Source organism: Pseudomonas viridiflava, assembly GCF_003702045.1.
Lineage (GTDB): Bacteria > Pseudomonadota > Gammaproteobacteria > Pseudomonadales > Pseudomonadaceae > Aquipseudomonas > Aquipseudomonas viridiflava_C.
The window spans coordinates 200,723-217,820 of record NZ_RBTP01000076.1; the positions used below are offsets into that span (position 1 = coordinate 200,723).

Sequence of the window (17,098 nt, forward strand, 5' to 3'; positions counted from 1 at the left end):
CAGCCTGCATACCGCACAACACGACCGCCTTTACTGACTCTGCCAAGGATCAACATGTCGTTACTGAGGATCACTTCACTGGCTTGCCTGGCCCTGTTGCTGGGCGCCTGCCAAAGCCTCTTCACGCCCAACATGCGCACGCCGTTGCCTGTTCAGCGTGATGCCTCCGAGCTGATCAAGCCGGGTTGCACCACCGCCGACTGCCCGCTGGTGAACATCGATACCGTGCATTTTCCTGACGAACCAAAGCTGGACGCCATCGTTCAGAAGACGCTGCTGCAACTGACTGTCGCCGACAGCAGCACGCCGCCGCCCGCGTCAATCAAGGCCTATCAGGAGCAGTTTTTAAGCCGCGCCCAGGGCCGTAACAGCAGCTACCTGCAAGCCAAGGTACGCGAGCAGCATGACGGTATCGTGGTCGTCGAGCTTTCCAGTTATCTGGATGCTGGCGGCGCTCATGGCAACCCCGGCCGGGCGTTCATCAACTATTCGCGCCAACAGCAAAAAGTCCTGACACTGGCCGACATGGTGATCCCGGGCAAGGAGCAGGAGTTCTGGCAGAAAGCCGAACTGGCTCATCAGGGCTGGCTAGTGTCGAGCAAGATGATTGAAGACGCCAGTTTCGTACAGACCTGGCCGTTCAAGCGCACCCCGCACATCGCGCTGACCTACGGTGCCCTGATTCTCAAGTACCCGGTGGAAACCATTGCGCCTTATTCGATGGGCCACATCGAGCTGAAGATTCCTTACCCTCAGCTCAATGGCATCCTCAAGCCGGAACTGTTCCCCGGCCGCGGTTAATCGCACGGCCAATCAGCAGCTGCAACACGCCAGCGACCATGAGCGCTGGCAGTGTTGCGCCGACATCCGGGTACAGATTGGCCAGCAGGTGGTACGTGCTGATACCGCCCAGCCAGGCCAGCAGACTCATCCAGCGCAAGCCACTCGCCACCGCCTGACTGCCGCGACGACGCAGGATGAAGTGATCCACCAGCACCACGCCGAACAGCGGCGCGAACACCGAACCGATCAACAGCAGAAAATTCTGGTACTGCGCCAACGGTGCGAGGCAGGCGATCAGCGTGCAGACGATGCCGATGAACAGCGCCAGGTGCTCAACCTTGACCCGTGTCAGCAACGCTGTCGAAACCGCTGCCGAGTGAATGTCAGCGAACGCGTTCTCCGACTCGTCCAGCAGAATCAACAGCAACGGAATCCCCAGACCCGCCCCGGCCAGCGCCAACAGCAGCGCATTGGTTTCGCCACTCGGCGCAAACGCCAGGGTGTAGGCGACGCCCAACCCCATCAGCCAGAAATTACCGATGAAAAAGCCCACGGCCGTACCGCCGAACACGTTGCGTGCGCGCTGACCGAAGCGGGAGTAGTCGGCAATCAGTGGCAGCCAGGAAAGCGGCATGGCGATCGCGATATCGAAACCCACGGCAAACGGCATCGACCCGTCACCCGTACGTGCCCAGAGTGCGGCAAGGTCGGTCTTGGTCAACAGGTTCCAGGTCAGCCACAAGCAGGCGGCGAGTAACAGCCAGATGCCCCAGCGGCGCAGAATCTGGCGCACAAAGGTCAACGGCCCGCCGACGGCCAACAGGGTCGCCAGCGCACCGAAAAACAGCGTCCAGAGCAGCGGATTGGCCCATAGGCTGCCTTCTGCAAAAGCGCGTGCGCCTAACAGACTGGCGGCATCACGCATGACAATGATCTCGAACGAGCCCCAGCCGATCAGTTGCAAGAGGTTCAACAGCGCTGGCAACGACGCGCCTTTGCTGCCGAGGCTGAGCTTCAGTGCGGCCATCGACGACAGGCCGGTGTCCGTGCCGATCACCGCCACGCAGGCCAGCAGCACGACGCCGACCAGCGTGCCGAGGAAGATCGCCAGTAACGCGCCGGACATGCCCAGCCCAGGCGCCAGTAAGGCACCTGTCTGCAACACCATCAGGCCGATGCCCAATGAGAACCACAGGGAAAACAGATCGCGCCCGCCGAACACACGCTGGCTGGCAGCGATGGGTGTATCGGGGGAATAAGTGCCGGGTGTATTCACGGTTCTGACTCGGTAAGAAATAAGAGATGTATCGTCTTGTGATTCGGACGCGGACCTTCCCAGGCGGCATTCCCACGCAGGTGCATGGGAGTGAGCTTGCTCACGAAGACTCCAGTTCACACACAGCACCTCAACTGGAACGTACGGCCTCTTCGCGAGCAAGCTCGCTCCCACTTCGTTTGTGCCAGCCTGCGGATCCGAACGCGGCTCGGCAGGTCAGACCTTCTTGTAAAGCTGACTCCCCTCCTGCTTGAAGCGCTCGGCCTGTTCGGCAAGGCCCTGAGCGATGTCTACATCCACCGCCTCGATCCGCTGATTGGCCGCGTATTCGCGCACTTCCTGGGTGATTTTCATCGAGCAGAATTTCGGCCCGCACATGGAGCAGAAGTGCGCCACCTTGGCCGAGTCCTTGGGCAGGGTTTCGTCGTGGTAGGCCCGTGCAGTGTCCGGGTCCAGGCCCAGGTTGAACTGGTCCTCCCAACGGAATTCGAAGCGTGCCTTGCTCAAGGCGTTGTCGCGAATCTGCGCGCCGGGATGCCCTTTGGCGAGATCCGCTGCGTGAGCGGCGATCTTGTAGGTGATGATCCCGGTCTTCACGTCATCCTTGTTCGGCAGGCCCAAATGCTCTTTGGGTGTGACGTAGCAGAGCATGGCGCAACCGAACCAACCGATCATTGCCGCACCAATGCCTGAGGTGATGTGGTCATAACCCGGTGCGATGTCGGTGGTCAGCGGGCCCAAGGTGTAGAACGGTGCTTCGTCACAGCACTCCAGCTGCTTGTCCATGTTCTCCTTGATCAACTGCATCGGCACATGGCCGGGGCCTTCGATCATGGTTTGCACGTCGTGCTTCCAGGCGATCTTGGTCAGTTCACCCAGGGTTTCCAGCTCGCCGAACTGCGCGGCGTCGTTAGCGTCGGCAATCGACCCCGGACGCAGGCCATCGCCCAGCGAGAAGCTGACGTCGTAGGCCTTCATGATTTCGCAAATATCTTCGAAATGGGTGTAAAGGAAGTTTTCCTTGTGATGCGCCAGGCACCACTTGGCCATGATCGAACCGCCGCGGCTGACGATGCCGGTCACACGCTTGGCGGTCAGGGGCACGTAGCGCAGCAATACGCCTGCGTGGATGGTGAAGTAATCGACGCCCTGCTCGGCCTGTTCGATCAGGGTGTCGCGGAACAGCTCCCATGTCAGGTCTTCGGCTGCGCCACCGACCTTTTCCAGTGCCTGATAGATCGGCACCGTACCGATCGGCACTGGCGAGTTGCGGATGATCCACTCGCGGGTCTCGTGGATGTGCTTGCCGGTGGACAAGTCCATGACCGTGTCCGAGCCCCAGCGTATGCCCCACGTCAGCTTGGCGACTTCTTCTTCAATGGAAGAACCCAGCGCGCTGTTGCCGATGTTGCCGTTGATCTTCACCAGGAAGTTGCGGCCGATGATCATCGGCTCAAGCTCGACGTGGTTGATGTTGGCGGGAATGATCGCCCGACCGCGAGCGATCTCTTCGCGCACGAACTCGGCGGTAATTTCTTTTGGAATGCTGGCACCGAAGCTGTGCCCGGCGTGTTGCTGGGTCAGCAGTCCGGCGGCACGGGCTTCCTGCAGCTTCATGTTTTCGCGGATGGCGACGTATTCCATCTCGGCGGTGATGATGCCCTGACGCGCATAGTGCATTTGACTGACGTTGGCGCCTGCCTTGGCCCGGCGCGGATTGCGTACGTGCGCAAAACGCAGCGCCGTCAGCTCGGCATCGCTCAGGCGTTGTTGGCCGAAGTTGGAACTCAGCCCTGGCAGGCGTTCGGTGTCGTTGCGCGAGTCGATCCAGGGCGAGCGCACATCGGCCAGGCCTTTGCGCACATCAATCGTTACATTGGGGTCGGTGTAGGGACCTGAGGTGTCATAGACCGTGACCGGGGCGTTGATTTCGCCGCCGAAGTCGGTTGGCGTGATGTCCAGAGTCACTTCACGCATGGGCACGCGGATGTCCGGGCGCGAGCCCTGAACATAAATCTTCTGTGAACGGGTAAACGGCTGTACCGATCCGGAATCGACCTGCGCCGACTCGCTCAAGTGGGGTGCGTTTTTTGGTTTTATGCTCATCACGGTCTCTCCAGACATCCACTGTGGATTTATTGTCGGAGTAACCTGATCGGGACGGACGGGTGCACTGAAAACGTGCTGAGTATCGAGGAGGACGCGCTGTTCATTTTTTGAACGATCGGCCCCGGACGACACTCAAGAGGACTCGCCGGGAGACGAGAAATCTTGTTCCCTACGCAGGCGCTAACCTGATCAGGTTCAACGGGATCCGGTTTAACCGATCTCAGCCTCACAGCAAGGCACCCCGACAAGAACGGCGTCAGTCTATGCCGCGTCGAGGCTGTAAAGCCAGCCTAATTGCGCGGGCATCGATAAATGGCTGAAATGTCCGATTGTTGCGTCATGCGTCTGGCTCTACACTCGCTATCCCGGTTTTTTCATCAAACCGTGACTATTTTCTTCATGAACAGGGAATGCCTCATGTTGCGCAAACTTTCGTTGCTCGTGGCTGTGTCGTTTGCGTCCAACGGTGCAGCGTGGGCAGCCGATGTCCCGCGGCCGACCAAGACGGGTCTGGTGAACGTCTATGAGCAGGCGGTCGACAACAACGCCGATCTGGCCGCCGCCCGCGCCGACTACGCCGCGCGCAAGGAAGCCGTACCCCAGGCGCGGGCGGGTCTGCTGCCCAATATTTCCGGCAGCGCACAGGCCAACAACACCCGCACCAGCCTCGACCAGCCGCGCCAGACGGCAACCCGCAGCGGTACGGTCTATCAGGCGACCCTGAGCCAGCCGATTTTCCGTGCGGACCGCTGGTTCCAGCTTCAGGCAGCCGAAGCGGTCAACGAACAGGCCGCCCTCGAACTGTCGGCGACCGAGCAGAACCTCATTCTGCAATCGGCGCAGAACTACTTCAGCGTGCTGCGCGCCCAAGACAATCTGGCGGCCACCAAGGCCGAAGAAGCGGCGTTCAGGCGTCAGCTTGATCAAGCCAACGAACGCTTCGATGTCGGCCTCTCGGACAAGACCGATGTGCTGCAGGCGCAGGCCAGCTATGACACCTCGCGCGCCAGCCGCATCCTGGCCAAGCGTCAGGTGGACGATGCGTTTCAGGCGTTGATTACCCTGACCAATCGTGAATACAACTCCATTGAAGGCATCGTCCACACCCTGCCGGTGCTGGCTCCGACGCCCAACGATGCCAAGGCCTGGGTCGATACCGCCGCCCAGCAGAACCTGAACCTGCTGGCCAGCAACTACGCGGTCAACGCAGCGGAAGAAACCCTGCGCCAACGCAAGGCCGGGCATGCGCCGACGCTTGATGCGGTCGCCACTTACCAGCGCGGCGACAACGATGCGCTGGGTTTCAACAACCCCAACTTCACCGGGCAGAATTACAGCGGTGATGTCGAGCAGCGCACTATCGGTGTTCAATTGAACATTCCGATCTACAGCGGTGGTCTGATCAACTCGCAGGTGCGCGAAGCGTATTCACGGCTGAGCCAGAGCGAGCAGCGTCGTGAGGGCCTGCGCCGTCAGGTGGTGGAAAACACCCGTAACCTGCACCGGGCAGTGAACACGGATGTGGAGCAGGTTCAGGCGCGCAAGCAGTCGATCATCTCCAACCAGAGTGCGCTTGAAGCCACGGAAATCGGTTATCAGGTGGGTACACGCAACATCGTCGACGTACTGGATGCGCAGCGTCAGTTGTACGCGTCGGTGCGCGATTACAACAACACCCGCTACGACTACATCCTCGACAACCTGCGCCTGAAACAGGCTGCCGGCACGCTGAACCCGGGGGATCTGCAGGACTTGTCGCGTTATCTGAAATCCGACTACAACCCGGACAAAGACTTCCTGCCGCCGGATCTGGCTGCAGCGGCGCGCAAGAACTTCGAAAGACCTGCGCAACGCTGAGTACGCTGAAGGAGCGGAAGCGGAGCGTCCTTGGCAGCGTTACCACGCAGGAGCGTGGTAACGCTCACGAGCGCGCGTATCGTGTCCATGTTCCGGGTCACACCCGTTGCATCAACCGCCCGATCCCATCCAGCAAACGCTGAAGCGCGCCCTGATTGGCCTTCATCACGCCCAGCCCCGCTTCGGCCATTGCTTGCGCCACCTGCGGCTGATCGAACAAGCGCCGCACAACAGCCGCCAAAGCAGCTGAATCACCGACTTCTTCCAACGCGCCTGCGCTGTGCAGCAGGGCGGCAATTTCCAGAAAGTTGAACAGGTGCGGGCCGCTCAGTACCGGCTTGGCCAGTGCTGCTGGTTCCAGCAGATTATGCCCCCCATTGGGCACCAGACTGCCACCCACGAACGCGCTGTCTGCCAGCGCATACAGAAACAGCAGTTCACCCATCGTATCGCCCAACAGCACTGCGGCATCGGGCGTGACAGCCTGTGCAGCGGAGCGGCGGACCGTGGCGAAGCCCTGCTGCTGACACAACGCATGCACGCTGTCGAAGCGTTCGGGATGACGCGGCACCAGAATCAACAACGCATCGGGATGACTCGACAGCAGCGTGCGGTGCGCTGCCAGCACGCTTTCATCCTCCCCCGCATGGGTGCTTGCTGCGATCCAGACAGGACGCTGCGTCGCCTGCCACTGCTCCCGCAACTGAGCGGCATGCTCCAGCAAAGCAGGGTCAATACTCAGGTCGAACTTGATCGAGCCGGTTACCGTGACGCATTCAGGCCGCGCGCCCAGGTCTCGAAAACGCTGAGCTTCAGCTTCGGTCTGTACCGCAAACCAGGCCATTTGCCCGAGCATGGGTTGGGTGAGCTTCGCGAAACGCCCATAGCCCCGCGCCGAACGCTCGGACAACCGCGCATTGGCCAGCACCACAGGAATGCCACGTTTGCTGCACTGGTGAATATGGTTAGGCCACAACTCGGTTTCCATGATGATGCCCAGCTGTGGCTGCACGTGATCGAGAAAACGACCCGCCGCCCAAGGCAGGTCATAAGGCAGGTAGCAATGCTGAATCCGCGGCTCGTTAGCGAACATCGCCTTGATTCGCTCCGAACCTGTGGGCGTCATGCAAGTCACAGTGATCGGCAGTTCGGGATATTGCGCCAATAGGGCTCGGATCATCGGGGCGGCGGCAATGCTTTCCCCGACCGAGACGGCATGTACCCAGATCCCGCCACGCCGCATCGGCGGCAGGCCGATCGCAAAACGCTCGCCGATACGTTGGCGATACGCCGGGGCCTTGCGCGCACGTAACCACAAGCGCAGGGCAACCAGCGGCAGGCCGAGATGAAACAGGAGGGTGTAGAGGGTTCTATTCATGGGCGCGGAGTTTATCAGCCCGCCTGCGCAATGCCACAACAACCTGAAGACGCAGACACGATGACGGACGGCGTGTAAATCATCAGGCCTGCCACCGGCGCTCGTTAGAATGCGCGGTCCCACACAAGGAAACCATCATGAATCCGTATTACCTGCTGGGCGTCGCGATCTGCGCCGAAGTTATCGCTACCACCTCGATGAAGGCAGTAAAAGGCTTCAGCACTCCACTTCCCCTGTTGCTGGTCATCGGCGGCTACGCGATTGCGTTCTGGATGCTGATTCTGGTGATGCGCACTATACCGGTCGGCATTACCTATGCCATCTGGTCGGGCATGGGCATCGTCATGGTGAGTATTGCAGCATTCCTGGTCTACGGTCAGAAACTCGACCTGCCCGCGCTGCTGGGCATGGGCATGATCGTGGCGGGTGTAGTGGTCATTCAGGTGTTCTCGAAAACCGCCGGGCATTGAAAGTCCGTTCCCTTATAATGGCCGCAATCTTTACTCACTGAGGTGCCCATGCCATCTGTTATTTCCACTGACGTCCTGATTGTCGGGGCTGGCATTGCCGGCCTCTGGCTCAATGCCCGGTTGCGTCGTCAAGGGTTCTCGACAGTGCTGGTAGAAAGCTCAAGCCTGGGTGGCGGACAAAGCCTGAAGTCTCAAGGGATCATTCACGGCGGTGCCAAATACGCGCTGCATGGCGCGTTGTCGGGTGCTTCGGAAGCCATCGCCGACATGCCGCGTCGCTGGCGTGAAGCCCTCGACGGCAAGGGCGAACTGGACCTGTCCGGCGTGCGCCTGTTGTCGGACGCCCATTATCTCTGGTCGCCAGGCACCCTCGCCGGCAACCTCACCAGCTTCTTCGCCAGCAAAGCCGTGCGTGGGCGCGTGGATCAGGTCAAGGGCGAGCAGCTCCCGCCCGCCCTGCAAAACCCCAAATTCAAAGGCAAGGTCTACCGCCTGGCGGAACTGGTGGTCGATGTGCCAAGCCTGATTCAGCGCCTGGCAGAACTGGCCGGTGACAGCTTGCTCGCCGGGCAACAGATCGAACCGCTGTACGAAGGTGACGAACTGATTGGCCTTCGGGTCGATGGCCGCGATATTCATGCCCAGCGCATCGTGCTCAGCGCGGGCGGTGGCAATGCCGATCTGCTGAATGCAGTAGGCATCTCGCAACCGCAGATGCAGCGTCGTCCGTTGCACATGGTGCTGGTCAAGGGGCCGACCCTCAAGCCGCTTTACGCTCACTGCCTGGGGGGTGGCACCAAGCCGCGCATCACCGTGACCACACACCCGGCAGCGGATGGGCAATGGGTCTGGTACCTGGGTGGCGATCTGGCCGAGGCTGACGGTGTAGCCCGCGAGCCAGCGGCGCAGATCGCCGTCGCCCGCAAGGAACTCGAAGCGCTGCTGCCTTGGGTCGACCTGAGCCAGGCGCAGTGGGCGACCTTGCGCGTCGATCGTGCCGAGCCTGCACAATCGGGTCTGGTACGCCCCGACAACGCCTTTCTGGACAGCCAGAAACGCCTGATGGTGGGTTGGCCGACCAAACTGGCGCTGGCACCGGATTTTGCCGACCGCGTACTGTCAGTCCTGTCCAAAGAAGGCATCCACCCGACGCCGCAACCACCGCTGGCGGATGTGCCCAAACCGCCTCTCGCCGTTCCTGTCTGGGATCAATTGCTGCCATGAGCCTGAAAACCCTGCACGACCTGCATCGCCCGCTCGGCAGCACCGGCTTGATCGTCTCGCCGCTGGGGCTGGGCACCGTCAAACTGGGGCGCGATCAAGGGGTGAAATACCCCAACGGGTTCAAGATCCCGGACGACCAGCAAGCGCAGATGCTGCTGAAGATGTCCCGTGACATGGGCATCAACCTGATCGACACGGCCCCGGCCTACGGCACCAGCGAGGAACGTCTCGGCCCACTGCTGCGCGGCCAGCGCCAGGATTGGGTGATCGTCAGCAAAGTGGGCGAAGAATTCGTGGACGGGCGGTCGAGCCACGACTTCAGCGCCGAGCATACCCGCCTGTCCGTCGAGCGCAGCCTGAAACGTCTTGAAACCGACTTTCTCGACCTTGTACTGGTGCATTCAGATGGCAACGATCTGGCGATTCTCAACGATACGGCGGTGTACGAGACGCTTGCCGAACTCAAACGAGAAGGCAAGATTCGAGGCTACGGTTTCTCCGGCAAAACCGTCGAGGGCGGGCTCTTGGCCCTGCGTGACGGGGACTGCGCGATGGTCACCTACAATCTCGATGAACAGGGCGAAAAGCCGGTGCTGGATTTCGCGGCCGCCAACGGCAAGGGCATTCTGGTCAAGAAAGCACTGGCCAGCGGGCATGTCTGCCTGACACCAGGGGTCGACCCGGTCCAGGCCAGCTTCCAGTTACTGTTTGAACATCCGGGCGTCGCCAGTGCTATTGTCGGGACCATTAATCCCATGCACCTGGCGCACAACGTCGCCACTGCTGCTGCCGTGATTTGCCGTCAAGCCTGATTTGGGCGGCCGACCCCAACGCAAGAAGGAGCCGATATGCCGCGCACATTGATTCGCAAGAACCCCAGCAACTTCAAGACCCTGCCGCTGTTCGTCGAAGCCACGCCTGAAAGCCTCAGCTATCAGAGCGTCGGCATGCCGATGAACTTCAGCCAGACCTTGCAGCGACGTCGCAAGATTGAGGTGCCGGACACCGAACGATTCGACACCGAACTGGCCAATCTGGGCGTCTCCGTACGCCTGACCATCAGTTGGCAGAATCGGGACTACTGGGTGTTGGTCCGCCAGCGCCGCCAGGACCGTGGGGACGTGGTGCTCAAGCTGATTTCCGGCTACGTCCCGGCCCACGAACTGACGCTGCCGCTGCACACAGCCATTCAGGAGGTGGCCGAGGAGTGCATGATCGAGACGCCACAAGGCTGGCTGAGCGGGCTGTTCAAGGACACCTGGCTACCCGCACCTTACGCTGCGGCCCTGCATTATCGCGAGGCCATGCCGTTCAACCTGAGCCCGCTGTCAGGTGCAGCCAGACCCGTTCGAGCCGGCAACCTTACCCTGCTCGAACGCCCAAGGGCCTACGTGCATCTGCCGACCGCCTCGCTGCAACTGATTTACGACATGCGCCTGGAGATCCCCAAGGAGGCGCGTCCGATCAGCCTGTTCCATGTGGATGAAATGCTGGAAAACGACCAGTTGGTGGCTCGCCTGAACCGGAGCAAGCCGGATCTGTACCTGATGCCGCTGGAGAACGGATCGCCGCTGCCGGAGCTTTACACCCTCAAGCGCGACAAGCTGAGCCCGGCAAGCACACGCGGGCTGTATCTCGCAGAAAGCTTTGCGGCTCAGGATGGCTGGGTGGTGCGCGAAGAGCGTATTCGGTGGAAGGACTGGTTGCGGCAGCAAGGTTTGACCCCTGCGCCGAAAAAGACAGGCTTCAAGCGATTGACCAGCAAGGCCAAGGAATTGTTGGGGTTGGCACGGGGCAGTTTGAGTAAGTAGCAGGCTTGCCCGGAACGCTCCGGGCACGCAACACGCTATTACTGTCCGCGAATCTTCTCGACGATGGCCGTTGTCGAGCTGTTCTCGACCAGGCCCAACACCTTCACTTCGCCGCCATACGCCTGAACGATCTCGGCACCGACCACTTGATCGACGCCATAGTCGCCACCTTTGACCAGCACGTCGGGTTTGACGTGAGTCAGCAGATTCTCGGGCGTGCCCTCAGGGAAGCTGATCACCCAGTCCACAGCGCCAAGACCGGCCAGCACCGCCATGCGACGATCAACGCTGTTGATCGGACGGCCAGGGCCCTTCAAACGGCTGACAGAGGCATCGTCATTGACAGCGACGATCAGACGATCACCCTGAGCACGCGCCTGCTCCAGGTAGGTCACATGGCCTGCATGCAGGATATCGAAGCAACCGTTGGTGAACACGATCTTTTCCTTGTGCGCCCGCGCGTCATCAACGGCCAGTAGCAGTTGCTCCAGCACCAAGACGCCGCGCTCCGAACCTTCTTCACGCTGAATGGCGCGACGCAGTTCAGGCGCGCTGATCGCGGCCGTACCCAGCTTGCCAACTACGATACCAGCGGCCAGGTTGGCCAGCGCGACGGCGTGGGGTAATTCTTCACCCGCAGCAATGGCGGCAGCCAGGGTGGAAATGACCGTATCGCCCGCGCCAGTGACGTCGAACACTTCACGCGCACGGGCTGGCAAGTGGAGCGCCTGTTGATCGGGACGCAGCAGGGTCATGCCATGCTCGCCACGGGTCACCAGCAATGCACCCAGGTCCAGGTCACTCATCAGCTGAGCGCCTTTGGCAACCAGATCGGCCTCGTCGACACAATGGCCGACGATGGCTTCGAACTCGCTGAGGTTCGGCGTGATAAGGCTCGCACCACGATAGATCGCAAAGTCCTTGCCTTTAGGGTCGGCCAGCACTGGAATGCCGCGTGCGCGGGCGGCCTGGATCAGCGCCTGATGGTTTTTCAGGGCACCCTTGCCGTAGTCGGAAAGCACCAGCACCTTGACGCCATCGAGCAGGCCTTCGACCTCTGCGCTCAGGGCCAGCGCGTCGGTAGCAAAAGGCTCTTCGAAGTCGATGCGCAGCAATTGCTGATGGCGACTCATGACGCGCAGCTTGACGATGGTCGGCTGGCTGGCGATGCGCTGGAAGCGGGCCAGTACGCCGGCCGCCTTGAGGCTGTTGCTCAGGCTTTCTGCCGCTTCGTCTTCACCGGTAACGCCTACCAATGAGGCAGGCGCTCCCAATGCCGCGATGTTCAATGCCACGTTGGCAGCGCCGCCGGGACGGTCTTCGATCTGGTCGACCTTGACGACAGGCACCGGCGCTTCGGGGGAAATACGCGATGTACCACCATGCCAGTATCTGTCGAGCATGACATCGCCAACCACCAGGACAGGGGCCTGATCAAAGCGCGGCATGGATAACTTCATCGAACAACCCGTACTAGAAAATGAACAAGGGCGGAATCTTAGCACAGGGGGTTTTAACAGACAGGCTGTTCAGAACCTCAACCCTGATGCCGAAAACGAGCGATTCCAGCGGTATAAACAGGCGTGTATTCAAACGCTGACAAAGGGTCGCGCGGTGCCGAAAGCACAGCGCGACTCTTTGATCAGATGGCGCCGACGGGCGCTGGCTCGTCGAGCCCCATCGCATGAAGCCTGGCGTAATAGCCGTTCTTCGCCAGCAGCTCCGAGTGCGTACCGCGTTCCACAATCTGACCGGCATCCATGACCAGAATCAGATCGGCTTTTTCGATGGTCGACAGACGGTGGGCAATGACCAGCGTCGTACGGCCCTTCATGACCTGATCAAGCGCTGCCTGAATATGGCGCTCCGACTCGGTGTCCAGTGCAGAGGTGGCTTCATCGAGTATCAGCACCGGCGCGTTCTTGAGCAACGCACGGGCAATGGCCAGACGCTGACGCTGGCCACCGGACAGCAGCACCCCGTTCTCGCCTACAGGCGTGTCGAACCCTTGCGGCAACTGGTCAATGAACTCCTTGGCGTAGGCATCGGCAGCCGCAGCCTCGATGTCGGCACGCGGCGCGCCAGCCAGATCACCGTAGGCAATGTTATTGGCGATGGTGTCATTGAACAGCGTGACGTTCTGATTGACCTGAGCGATGTGCTTGCGCAGGTTACGCAGGCGATAATCGTTGATCTCGACGTCATCCAGCAGGATCTCACCCCGTTCGTGGGTATAAAAACGAGGAATCAGGTTGGCCAGGGTTGACTTGCCGCTGCCCGAGCGACCGACCAGTGCGATCATCTGCCCTGGCGCTGCCGAGAAACTGATGTCGTTCAGCACCTGACGTTCGGTTTCGGGATAGAAGAAGCTGAGGTTCTTCACTTCAAGACGTCCCGAAACACGATCCCGTTCTATCGTGCCGGTGTCGATTTCCTGCTCGACATCCAGCTGTTCGAAGATGCTTTCAGCACCAGCCACACCTTTCTGGATAGTGGAGCTGACTTCCGAAAGCTGACGAATCGGCTTGGGCAACAAGCCCGCCGCCGTGATGTAGGCCACCAGATCGCCCGCCGTCGCATCGCCACGCAGGAACAGCACCAGGAACATCAGCACGGCCATCGCGGTGTAGATGACAAGTTGCAGCATCGGCGTGTAGATCGCGCCGGTCTTGGTCATGCGCAGCTGCTTTTTGGTGTTGCTGTTGCTGGCACGCGCAAAGCGATCCTGCTCGTATTCTTCACCGCCGAAGCTGCGGACCACGCGATAGCCCTGGATGGTTTCGGAGGCAACGTGGGTCACGTCGCCCATCGCCACCTGGATTTTCTTGCTCTGCTTGCGGAATTTCTTGCTGGCGGTGCCGACCATGATGGCGATCACAGGCAGAATGGCGAGCATGACCAGCGTCAGTTGCCAGTTCATCCACAGCAGGTAGATGAACAGGAAGACCACCGTCAGCCCTTCACGAATCACCACCTTGATGGCATCCGTTGCGGCACCCGTCACCATCGTGACGTTGAAGGTGATGCGCGAGATCAGATGACCTGAGTTAGTGGTGTCGAAGTAGCGGTTGGGCAGTACCAGCAGCTTGTTGAACAGCTCTACGCGCAGGTCATGCACCAGCCCCAGCGAAACCTTGGCCAGAAAATAGTTGCCGAGAAACGAGCCCAGTCCCTGCCAGGCGGCGATCAGCACGATCAACAGCGGCACCGCCTGCAGCAGTTGCAGGTCCCGAAGGTAAGGCACGTTGGGAAACAGCACCGCCTCCGGATTGCTCAGCCCATCGACAAAGTATTTCAAGATGCCCGCCAGCATGGGCTGGGTGGAGGCAAAGATCACGAAACCAAGGATGCTGAGCAGGAAAATGCCCACATACGGACGCACATAGGACAACAGGCGGAAATAGATTTTCACGCTGGAAGTGGCGGACGATTCGGAGGTTGTCATGAGAATCCGTCGTGTTAAAAAGAAGCGGAATTGTATCACAAGCCGTTTTCGCGACGGCCTGCTGCGGTAACATAGGCGGCCCGTACAGCCCTTGGGGCGCAGAATCCGGAGTATCGATGCAAGCGCTCGACCACGCCCACTACCTTGCCTTGGTTCAAGGTGCCGAAGTGCTTGAAGCTGACGGCACGGGCGATAAAGTACTACGTCTGAATGACGGTTCAATGTTGAAGCTGTTTCGACGCAAGCGGCTGATCAGTTCTGCAGCCTGGTATCCCTATGCAAAACGCTTCGCTGACAATTGCCTGACCCTGGCCAAACGCGCCATTCCCTGCCCGCATGTTCGCACGGTCTACCGGATTGCCGAGATCGCACGCGACGCGGTGCATTACGATCCACTGGCTGGTCACACCTTGCGTCAATTGCTGGGCAACGCCGCCAGCGATGATGACCTTCGCATGCAACTGGGGCGCTTCATCGCCAACCTGCATGAAAAAGGCATCTATTTTCGCTCAGCGCATCTGGGCAACGTCATCCTCACCCCGGAAGGTCACCTTGGCCTTATCGACATTGCCGACCTGAAAACCTACCGCCGACCGTTGCGTAAAAACCTGCGACTGCGCAACTTCAAGCACATGCTGCGCTATCTGGAAGACCGGCAGTGGCTGCTGGGCGACGCCAACCCTGCGTTCCTCAATGGCTACCTGAGCGGCCAGAGCGTTTGCACCGCAGCCGAACTGACCCAAGCCATGAATTGAAAAAATGGCCGCTTGCAGGCGGCCATTTCAGCAATCGATGCTTACTGCTTGAGCCGATGTTCCTGAACCACCCGTCCCAGCACCATCGCCGCAGGCAGCAACACCAGTACCCAGAGTTCGTCAGGATTGCCCACCAGCTTCGCACCGTCGAAATTGAGCATCACCAGCGCGCACGCCAGATAGAGCCCCCAGCCATCGCGAAGGCGCAAGGCGTGCCACAGCGTCATCGCCATCACGACCAGAAACAGCACCAGCGACACTGCGCCGGTATACAGCCCCATCGACACATAGATGTTGTGCGGGTGCTGAATCGCCATGCCCCCGGTCAGGGTCTTGGTGGTGTAGAAATCAACGCCACAGCCCAGCATCCATCCGCAGTTGCGCCACTCGCCCGTCATGATCTCGAACAGCTCGATGCGGTAAGAGTCGCCGCGCACCATCAGCAGCCTGATCCACTCCTCATCTTTGACTATCCAGAACGCCGCCGCGCAGACGATCGCCAGTACCAGCAACGTCAGCAGAGTGCGCTTCGGAAAGCGATACACCGAATACAGCGTAATGGCCGCGAAAAGAAAGATCGCCCCTACCAGAGCCGTACGTGTCTGCACGATGAAGGCCGCGACGACAAGGGTCAGAACAACCCCGCAGACAGCTTCCATCCAGCGCCGCTCCTTGAGCCAGACCGGCAAGGCAAGGGCCAGGCAGCAGACCAGCCAGGCACTGGCGTAGATCACGTTGGCCATGCGCGCAGGCAATATCTCGACGCGCTTGCCGAAGGCAAACTGTCCGGTCATCCAGCTATGAATGCTGGCCACCAGAATGTACGCGCATATCGCCCAGAAAAAGCTGCGGATGAACCGGCCCTGCCGGAAGAATTCGTTGTCCATCAGCCCAGCCACGACAAAGACGAACAGGCTGACGTATGCCACATGTTTGTAGAACTGGAAGTCCTGCCCGTAGAAGGCGGGCACCAGAAACCAGGCCATGAACACGGCCCAGGCCACACCCAGCGGCTGCGCAAACACGCTGGCGCCACGGTATTTGATCAGGAAAAACAACCCCGGCAGTGCTGTCAGGGCGTAGAACAGATTATTGGTCGTCTTGGCAGAAGAGTTCAGGATGAAACTCAGCAAAAAGACGACAAGCATCGCACCAAAATAGATCTGTGCCTTGCTTGAAGGCATACCGGTTCGGTCAACTGACATTATTAAGCAACCAGCCTGTTACCAGCCCAATGATTACCGCGACAAGCAACTTGATGCGGTCACGACGTTTGCGACGCTGTTTGTCGAGCCGCTCCTGCGGCAATACAACATGTTCACCGAAACCGGTATGCAGCACGGCATCGTTTTCCAGAATCAGCGCGTACCGGTTTTGCGATGCAAACAATTGTGAAAGCTTCTTCTCTCCACCGTGGCCGGCATACGGCGCGTGCTGTTTATAGTCGGCCAGACGGCGCAGCCCCGGATTGAACGAAAAGCCCTGCCACTCAGGCTTGTGCGAACCCAACTTGTAGAAGGGAATGCCCTGAACCACTTCGCGCTCATTCAAAAAGACGTACGGGCTGTGAATCTGCAGATCATGATTGAAGCTGCGTAACCAGACCTGCAGCGCCTGCGGGTCATTCTCCAGCAGGATCACCGACTCTTCGATGAAGTGTGGGCGGTAAAATTCCCAGTCATCTTCGCAATGGAACACCCAAGACGTCTCGATCAGCGCATAAGCGGCGTCTACCGAACGCATCTGTCCCAGCTTGGGATTGTTGATGAGGAAACGGGTATGCGCGCGCCAGTGCTCAGGAATACAGGCCTCGACCTGAACGTCTCCTGAATCTTCAGTGATCAGTACATGGCGGATGGCGGCAGTGTTGAAACGGTCGAAGGTGTCCAGGGTGCGCTTCAACAGGTCGAATCGCCCACAGCTGGTCACTACCAGCGTGATGTCGCTATTTTCGCTGAATACCATCATGTGTTCTCAATCATTAAAGGTT

At 59.9% G+C, this 17,098-nt stretch carries 14 protein-coding genes and 1 riboswitch; of the genes, 7 read left to right on the forward strand and 7 right to left on the reverse strand.

The annotated features are described in order from the left end of the window. The first annotated feature begins 54 nt into the window (after positions 1-54). Positions 55-801, forward strand: a complete 747-nt coding sequence (locus tag ALP40_RS23855; protein ID WP_122210594.1) for an RsiV family protein — start codon at positions 55-57, stop codon at positions 799-801. Here ALP40_RS23855 and cytX read toward each other — a convergent pair. After that, positions 770-2,059 carry a putative hydroxymethylpyrimidine transporter CytX gene (gene cytX, locus ALP40_RS23860; RefSeq protein WP_122210595.1) on the reverse strand — a complete coding sequence of 430 codons (1,290 nt, stop codon included), beginning with the start codon at positions 2,057-2,059 and terminating at the stop codon, positions 770-772. The two genes, ALP40_RS23855 and cytX, sit on opposite strands and share 32 nt — an antisense overlap. A gap of 216 nt (positions 2,060-2,275) precedes the next feature. Then, positions 2,276-4,165 carry a phosphomethylpyrimidine synthase ThiC gene (thiC, locus tag ALP40_RS23865; protein ID WP_122210596.1) on the reverse strand — a complete coding sequence of 630 codons (1,890 nt, stop codon included), beginning with the start codon at positions 4,163-4,165 and terminating at the stop codon, positions 2,276-2,278. Positions 4,166-4,317: 152 nt separating this feature from the next. Further along, positions 4,318-4,422: riboswitch (TPP riboswitch) on the reverse strand. Positions 4,423-4,585: 163 nt separating this feature from the next. On the opposite strand from thiC, the gene ALP40_RS23870 reads away from it, so the two are divergent. Beyond that, the gene (locus tag ALP40_RS23870) at positions 4,586-6,025 is read left to right on the forward strand and encodes a TolC family outer membrane protein (RefSeq protein WP_122210597.1); all 1,440 of its coding nucleotides are present in this window, start codon (positions 4,586-4,588) and stop codon (positions 6,023-6,025) included. Between the two features lie 97 nt (positions 6,026-6,122). Here ALP40_RS23870 and waaA read toward each other — a convergent pair whose 3' ends face one another. Next, a complete protein-coding gene (waaA, locus tag ALP40_RS23875; protein ID WP_122210598.1) occupies positions 6,123-7,403 on the reverse strand; it encodes a lipid IV(A) 3-deoxy-D-manno-octulosonic acid transferase in 1,281 nt (426 codons plus the stop codon). A gap of 137 nt (positions 7,404-7,540) precedes the next feature. On the opposite strand from waaA, the gene ALP40_RS23880 reads away from it, so the two are divergent. The 4 genes from ALP40_RS23880 to ALP40_RS23895 are packed head-to-tail and all read left to right on the forward strand — an operon-like array spanning position 7,541 to position 10,908. Continuing rightward, positions 7,541-7,873, forward strand: a complete 333-nt coding sequence (locus ALP40_RS23880) for an SMR family transporter (RefSeq protein WP_025993090.1) — start codon at positions 7,541-7,543, stop codon at positions 7,871-7,873. Positions 7,874-7,921: 48 nt separating this feature from the next. Continuing rightward, complete coding sequence (locus ALP40_RS23885; RefSeq protein WP_122210599.1) at positions 7,922-9,097, forward strand: FAD-binding oxidoreductase; 1,176 nt, start codon at positions 7,922-7,924, stop codon at positions 9,095-9,097. Next, a complete protein-coding gene (locus ALP40_RS23890) occupies positions 9,094-9,909 on the forward strand; it encodes an aldo/keto reductase (protein ID WP_122210600.1) in 816 nt (271 codons plus the stop codon). Before ALP40_RS23885 ends, ALP40_RS23890 begins: the two co-directional genes overlap by 4 nt. Before the next feature lie 36 nt (positions 9,910-9,945). After that, on the forward strand, positions 9,946-10,908 hold the full coding sequence (locus tag ALP40_RS23895) for a metal ABC transporter ATPase (RefSeq protein ID WP_122210601.1): 963 nt from the start codon (positions 9,946-9,948) through the stop codon (positions 10,906-10,908). A gap of 38 nt (positions 10,909-10,946) precedes the next feature. On the opposite strand, the gene hldE is transcribed toward ALP40_RS23895, so the two are convergent. Further along, positions 10,947-12,368, reverse strand: a complete 1,422-nt coding sequence (gene hldE, locus ALP40_RS23900) for a bifunctional D-glycero-beta-D-manno-heptose-7-phosphate kinase/D-glycero-beta-D-manno-heptose 1-phosphate adenylyltransferase HldE (protein WP_122210602.1) — start codon at positions 12,366-12,368, stop codon at positions 10,947-10,949. Between the two features lie 182 nt (positions 12,369-12,550). Next, positions 12,551-14,353: a lipid A export permease/ATP-binding protein MsbA gene (gene msbA / locus ALP40_RS23905; protein WP_122210603.1), complete on the reverse strand. Its 1,803-nt coding sequence runs from the start codon at positions 14,351-14,353 to the stop codon at positions 12,551-12,553. Positions 14,354-14,469: 116 nt separating this feature from the next. On the opposite strand from msbA, the gene ALP40_RS23910 reads away from it, so the two are divergent. Continuing rightward, positions 14,470-15,108 carry a toluene tolerance protein gene (locus tag ALP40_RS23910; RefSeq protein WP_122210604.1) on the forward strand — a complete coding sequence of 213 codons (639 nt, stop codon included), beginning with the start codon at positions 14,470-14,472 and terminating at the stop codon, positions 15,106-15,108. A gap of 41 nt (positions 15,109-15,149) precedes the next feature. On the opposite strand, the gene ALP40_RS23915 is transcribed toward ALP40_RS23910, so the two are convergent. Then, complete coding sequence (locus tag ALP40_RS23915; RefSeq protein ID WP_122210605.1) at positions 15,150-16,313, reverse strand: O-antigen ligase; 1,164 nt, start codon at positions 16,311-16,313, stop codon at positions 15,150-15,152. Next, positions 16,303-17,076 carry a glycosyltransferase family 2 protein gene (locus tag ALP40_RS23920; protein ID WP_122210606.1) on the reverse strand — a complete coding sequence of 258 codons (774 nt, stop codon included), beginning with the start codon at positions 17,074-17,076 and terminating at the stop codon, positions 16,303-16,305. The genes ALP40_RS23915 and ALP40_RS23920 overlap by 11 nt, the downstream gene beginning before the upstream one ends. Positions 17,077-17,098 lie beyond the last annotated feature (22 nt).

Coding starts and splice junctions, on each gene's coding strand:
- ALP40_RS23855 (WP_122210594.1), top strand. CDS start 55: ATGTCGTTACTGAGGATCACTTCACTGGCTTGCCTGGCCCTGTTGCTG.
- thiC (WP_122210596.1), bottom strand. CDS start 4,165: ATGAGCATAAAACCAAAAAACGCACCCCACTTGAGCGAGTCGGCGCAG.
- ALP40_RS23870 (WP_122210597.1), top strand. CDS start 4,586: ATGTTGCGCAAACTTTCGTTGCTCGTGGCTGTGTCGTTTGCGTCCAAC.
- waaA (WP_122210598.1), bottom strand. CDS start 7,403: ATGAATAGAACCCTCTACACCCTCCTGTTTCATCTCGGCCTGCCGCTG.
- ALP40_RS23880 (WP_025993090.1), top strand. CDS start 7,541: ATGAATCCGTATTACCTGCTGGGCGTCGCGATCTGCGCCGAAGTTATC.
- ALP40_RS23885 (WP_122210599.1), top strand. CDS start 7,922: ATGCCATCTGTTATTTCCACTGACGTCCTGATTGTCGGGGCTGGCATT.
- ALP40_RS23890 (WP_122210600.1), top strand. CDS start 9,094: ATGAGCCTGAAAACCCTGCACGACCTGCATCGCCCGCTCGGCAGCACC.
- ALP40_RS23895 (WP_122210601.1), top strand. CDS start 9,946: ATGCCGCGCACATTGATTCGCAAGAACCCCAGCAACTTCAAGACCCTG.
- hldE (WP_122210602.1), bottom strand. CDS start 12,368: ATGAAGTTATCCATGCCGCGCTTTGATCAGGCCCCTGTCCTGGTGGTT.
- msbA (WP_122210603.1), bottom strand. CDS start 14,353: ATGACAACCTCCGAATCGTCCGCCACTTCCAGCGTGAAAATCTATTTC.
- ALP40_RS23910 (WP_122210604.1), top strand. CDS start 14,470: ATGCAAGCGCTCGACCACGCCCACTACCTTGCCTTGGTTCAAGGTGCC.
- ALP40_RS23915 (WP_122210605.1), bottom strand. CDS start 16,313: ATGTCAGTTGACCGAACCGGTATGCCTTCAAGCAAGGCACAGATCTAT.
- ALP40_RS23920 (WP_122210606.1), bottom strand. CDS start 17,076: ATGATGGTATTCAGCGAAAATAGCGACATCACGCTGGTAGTGACCAGC.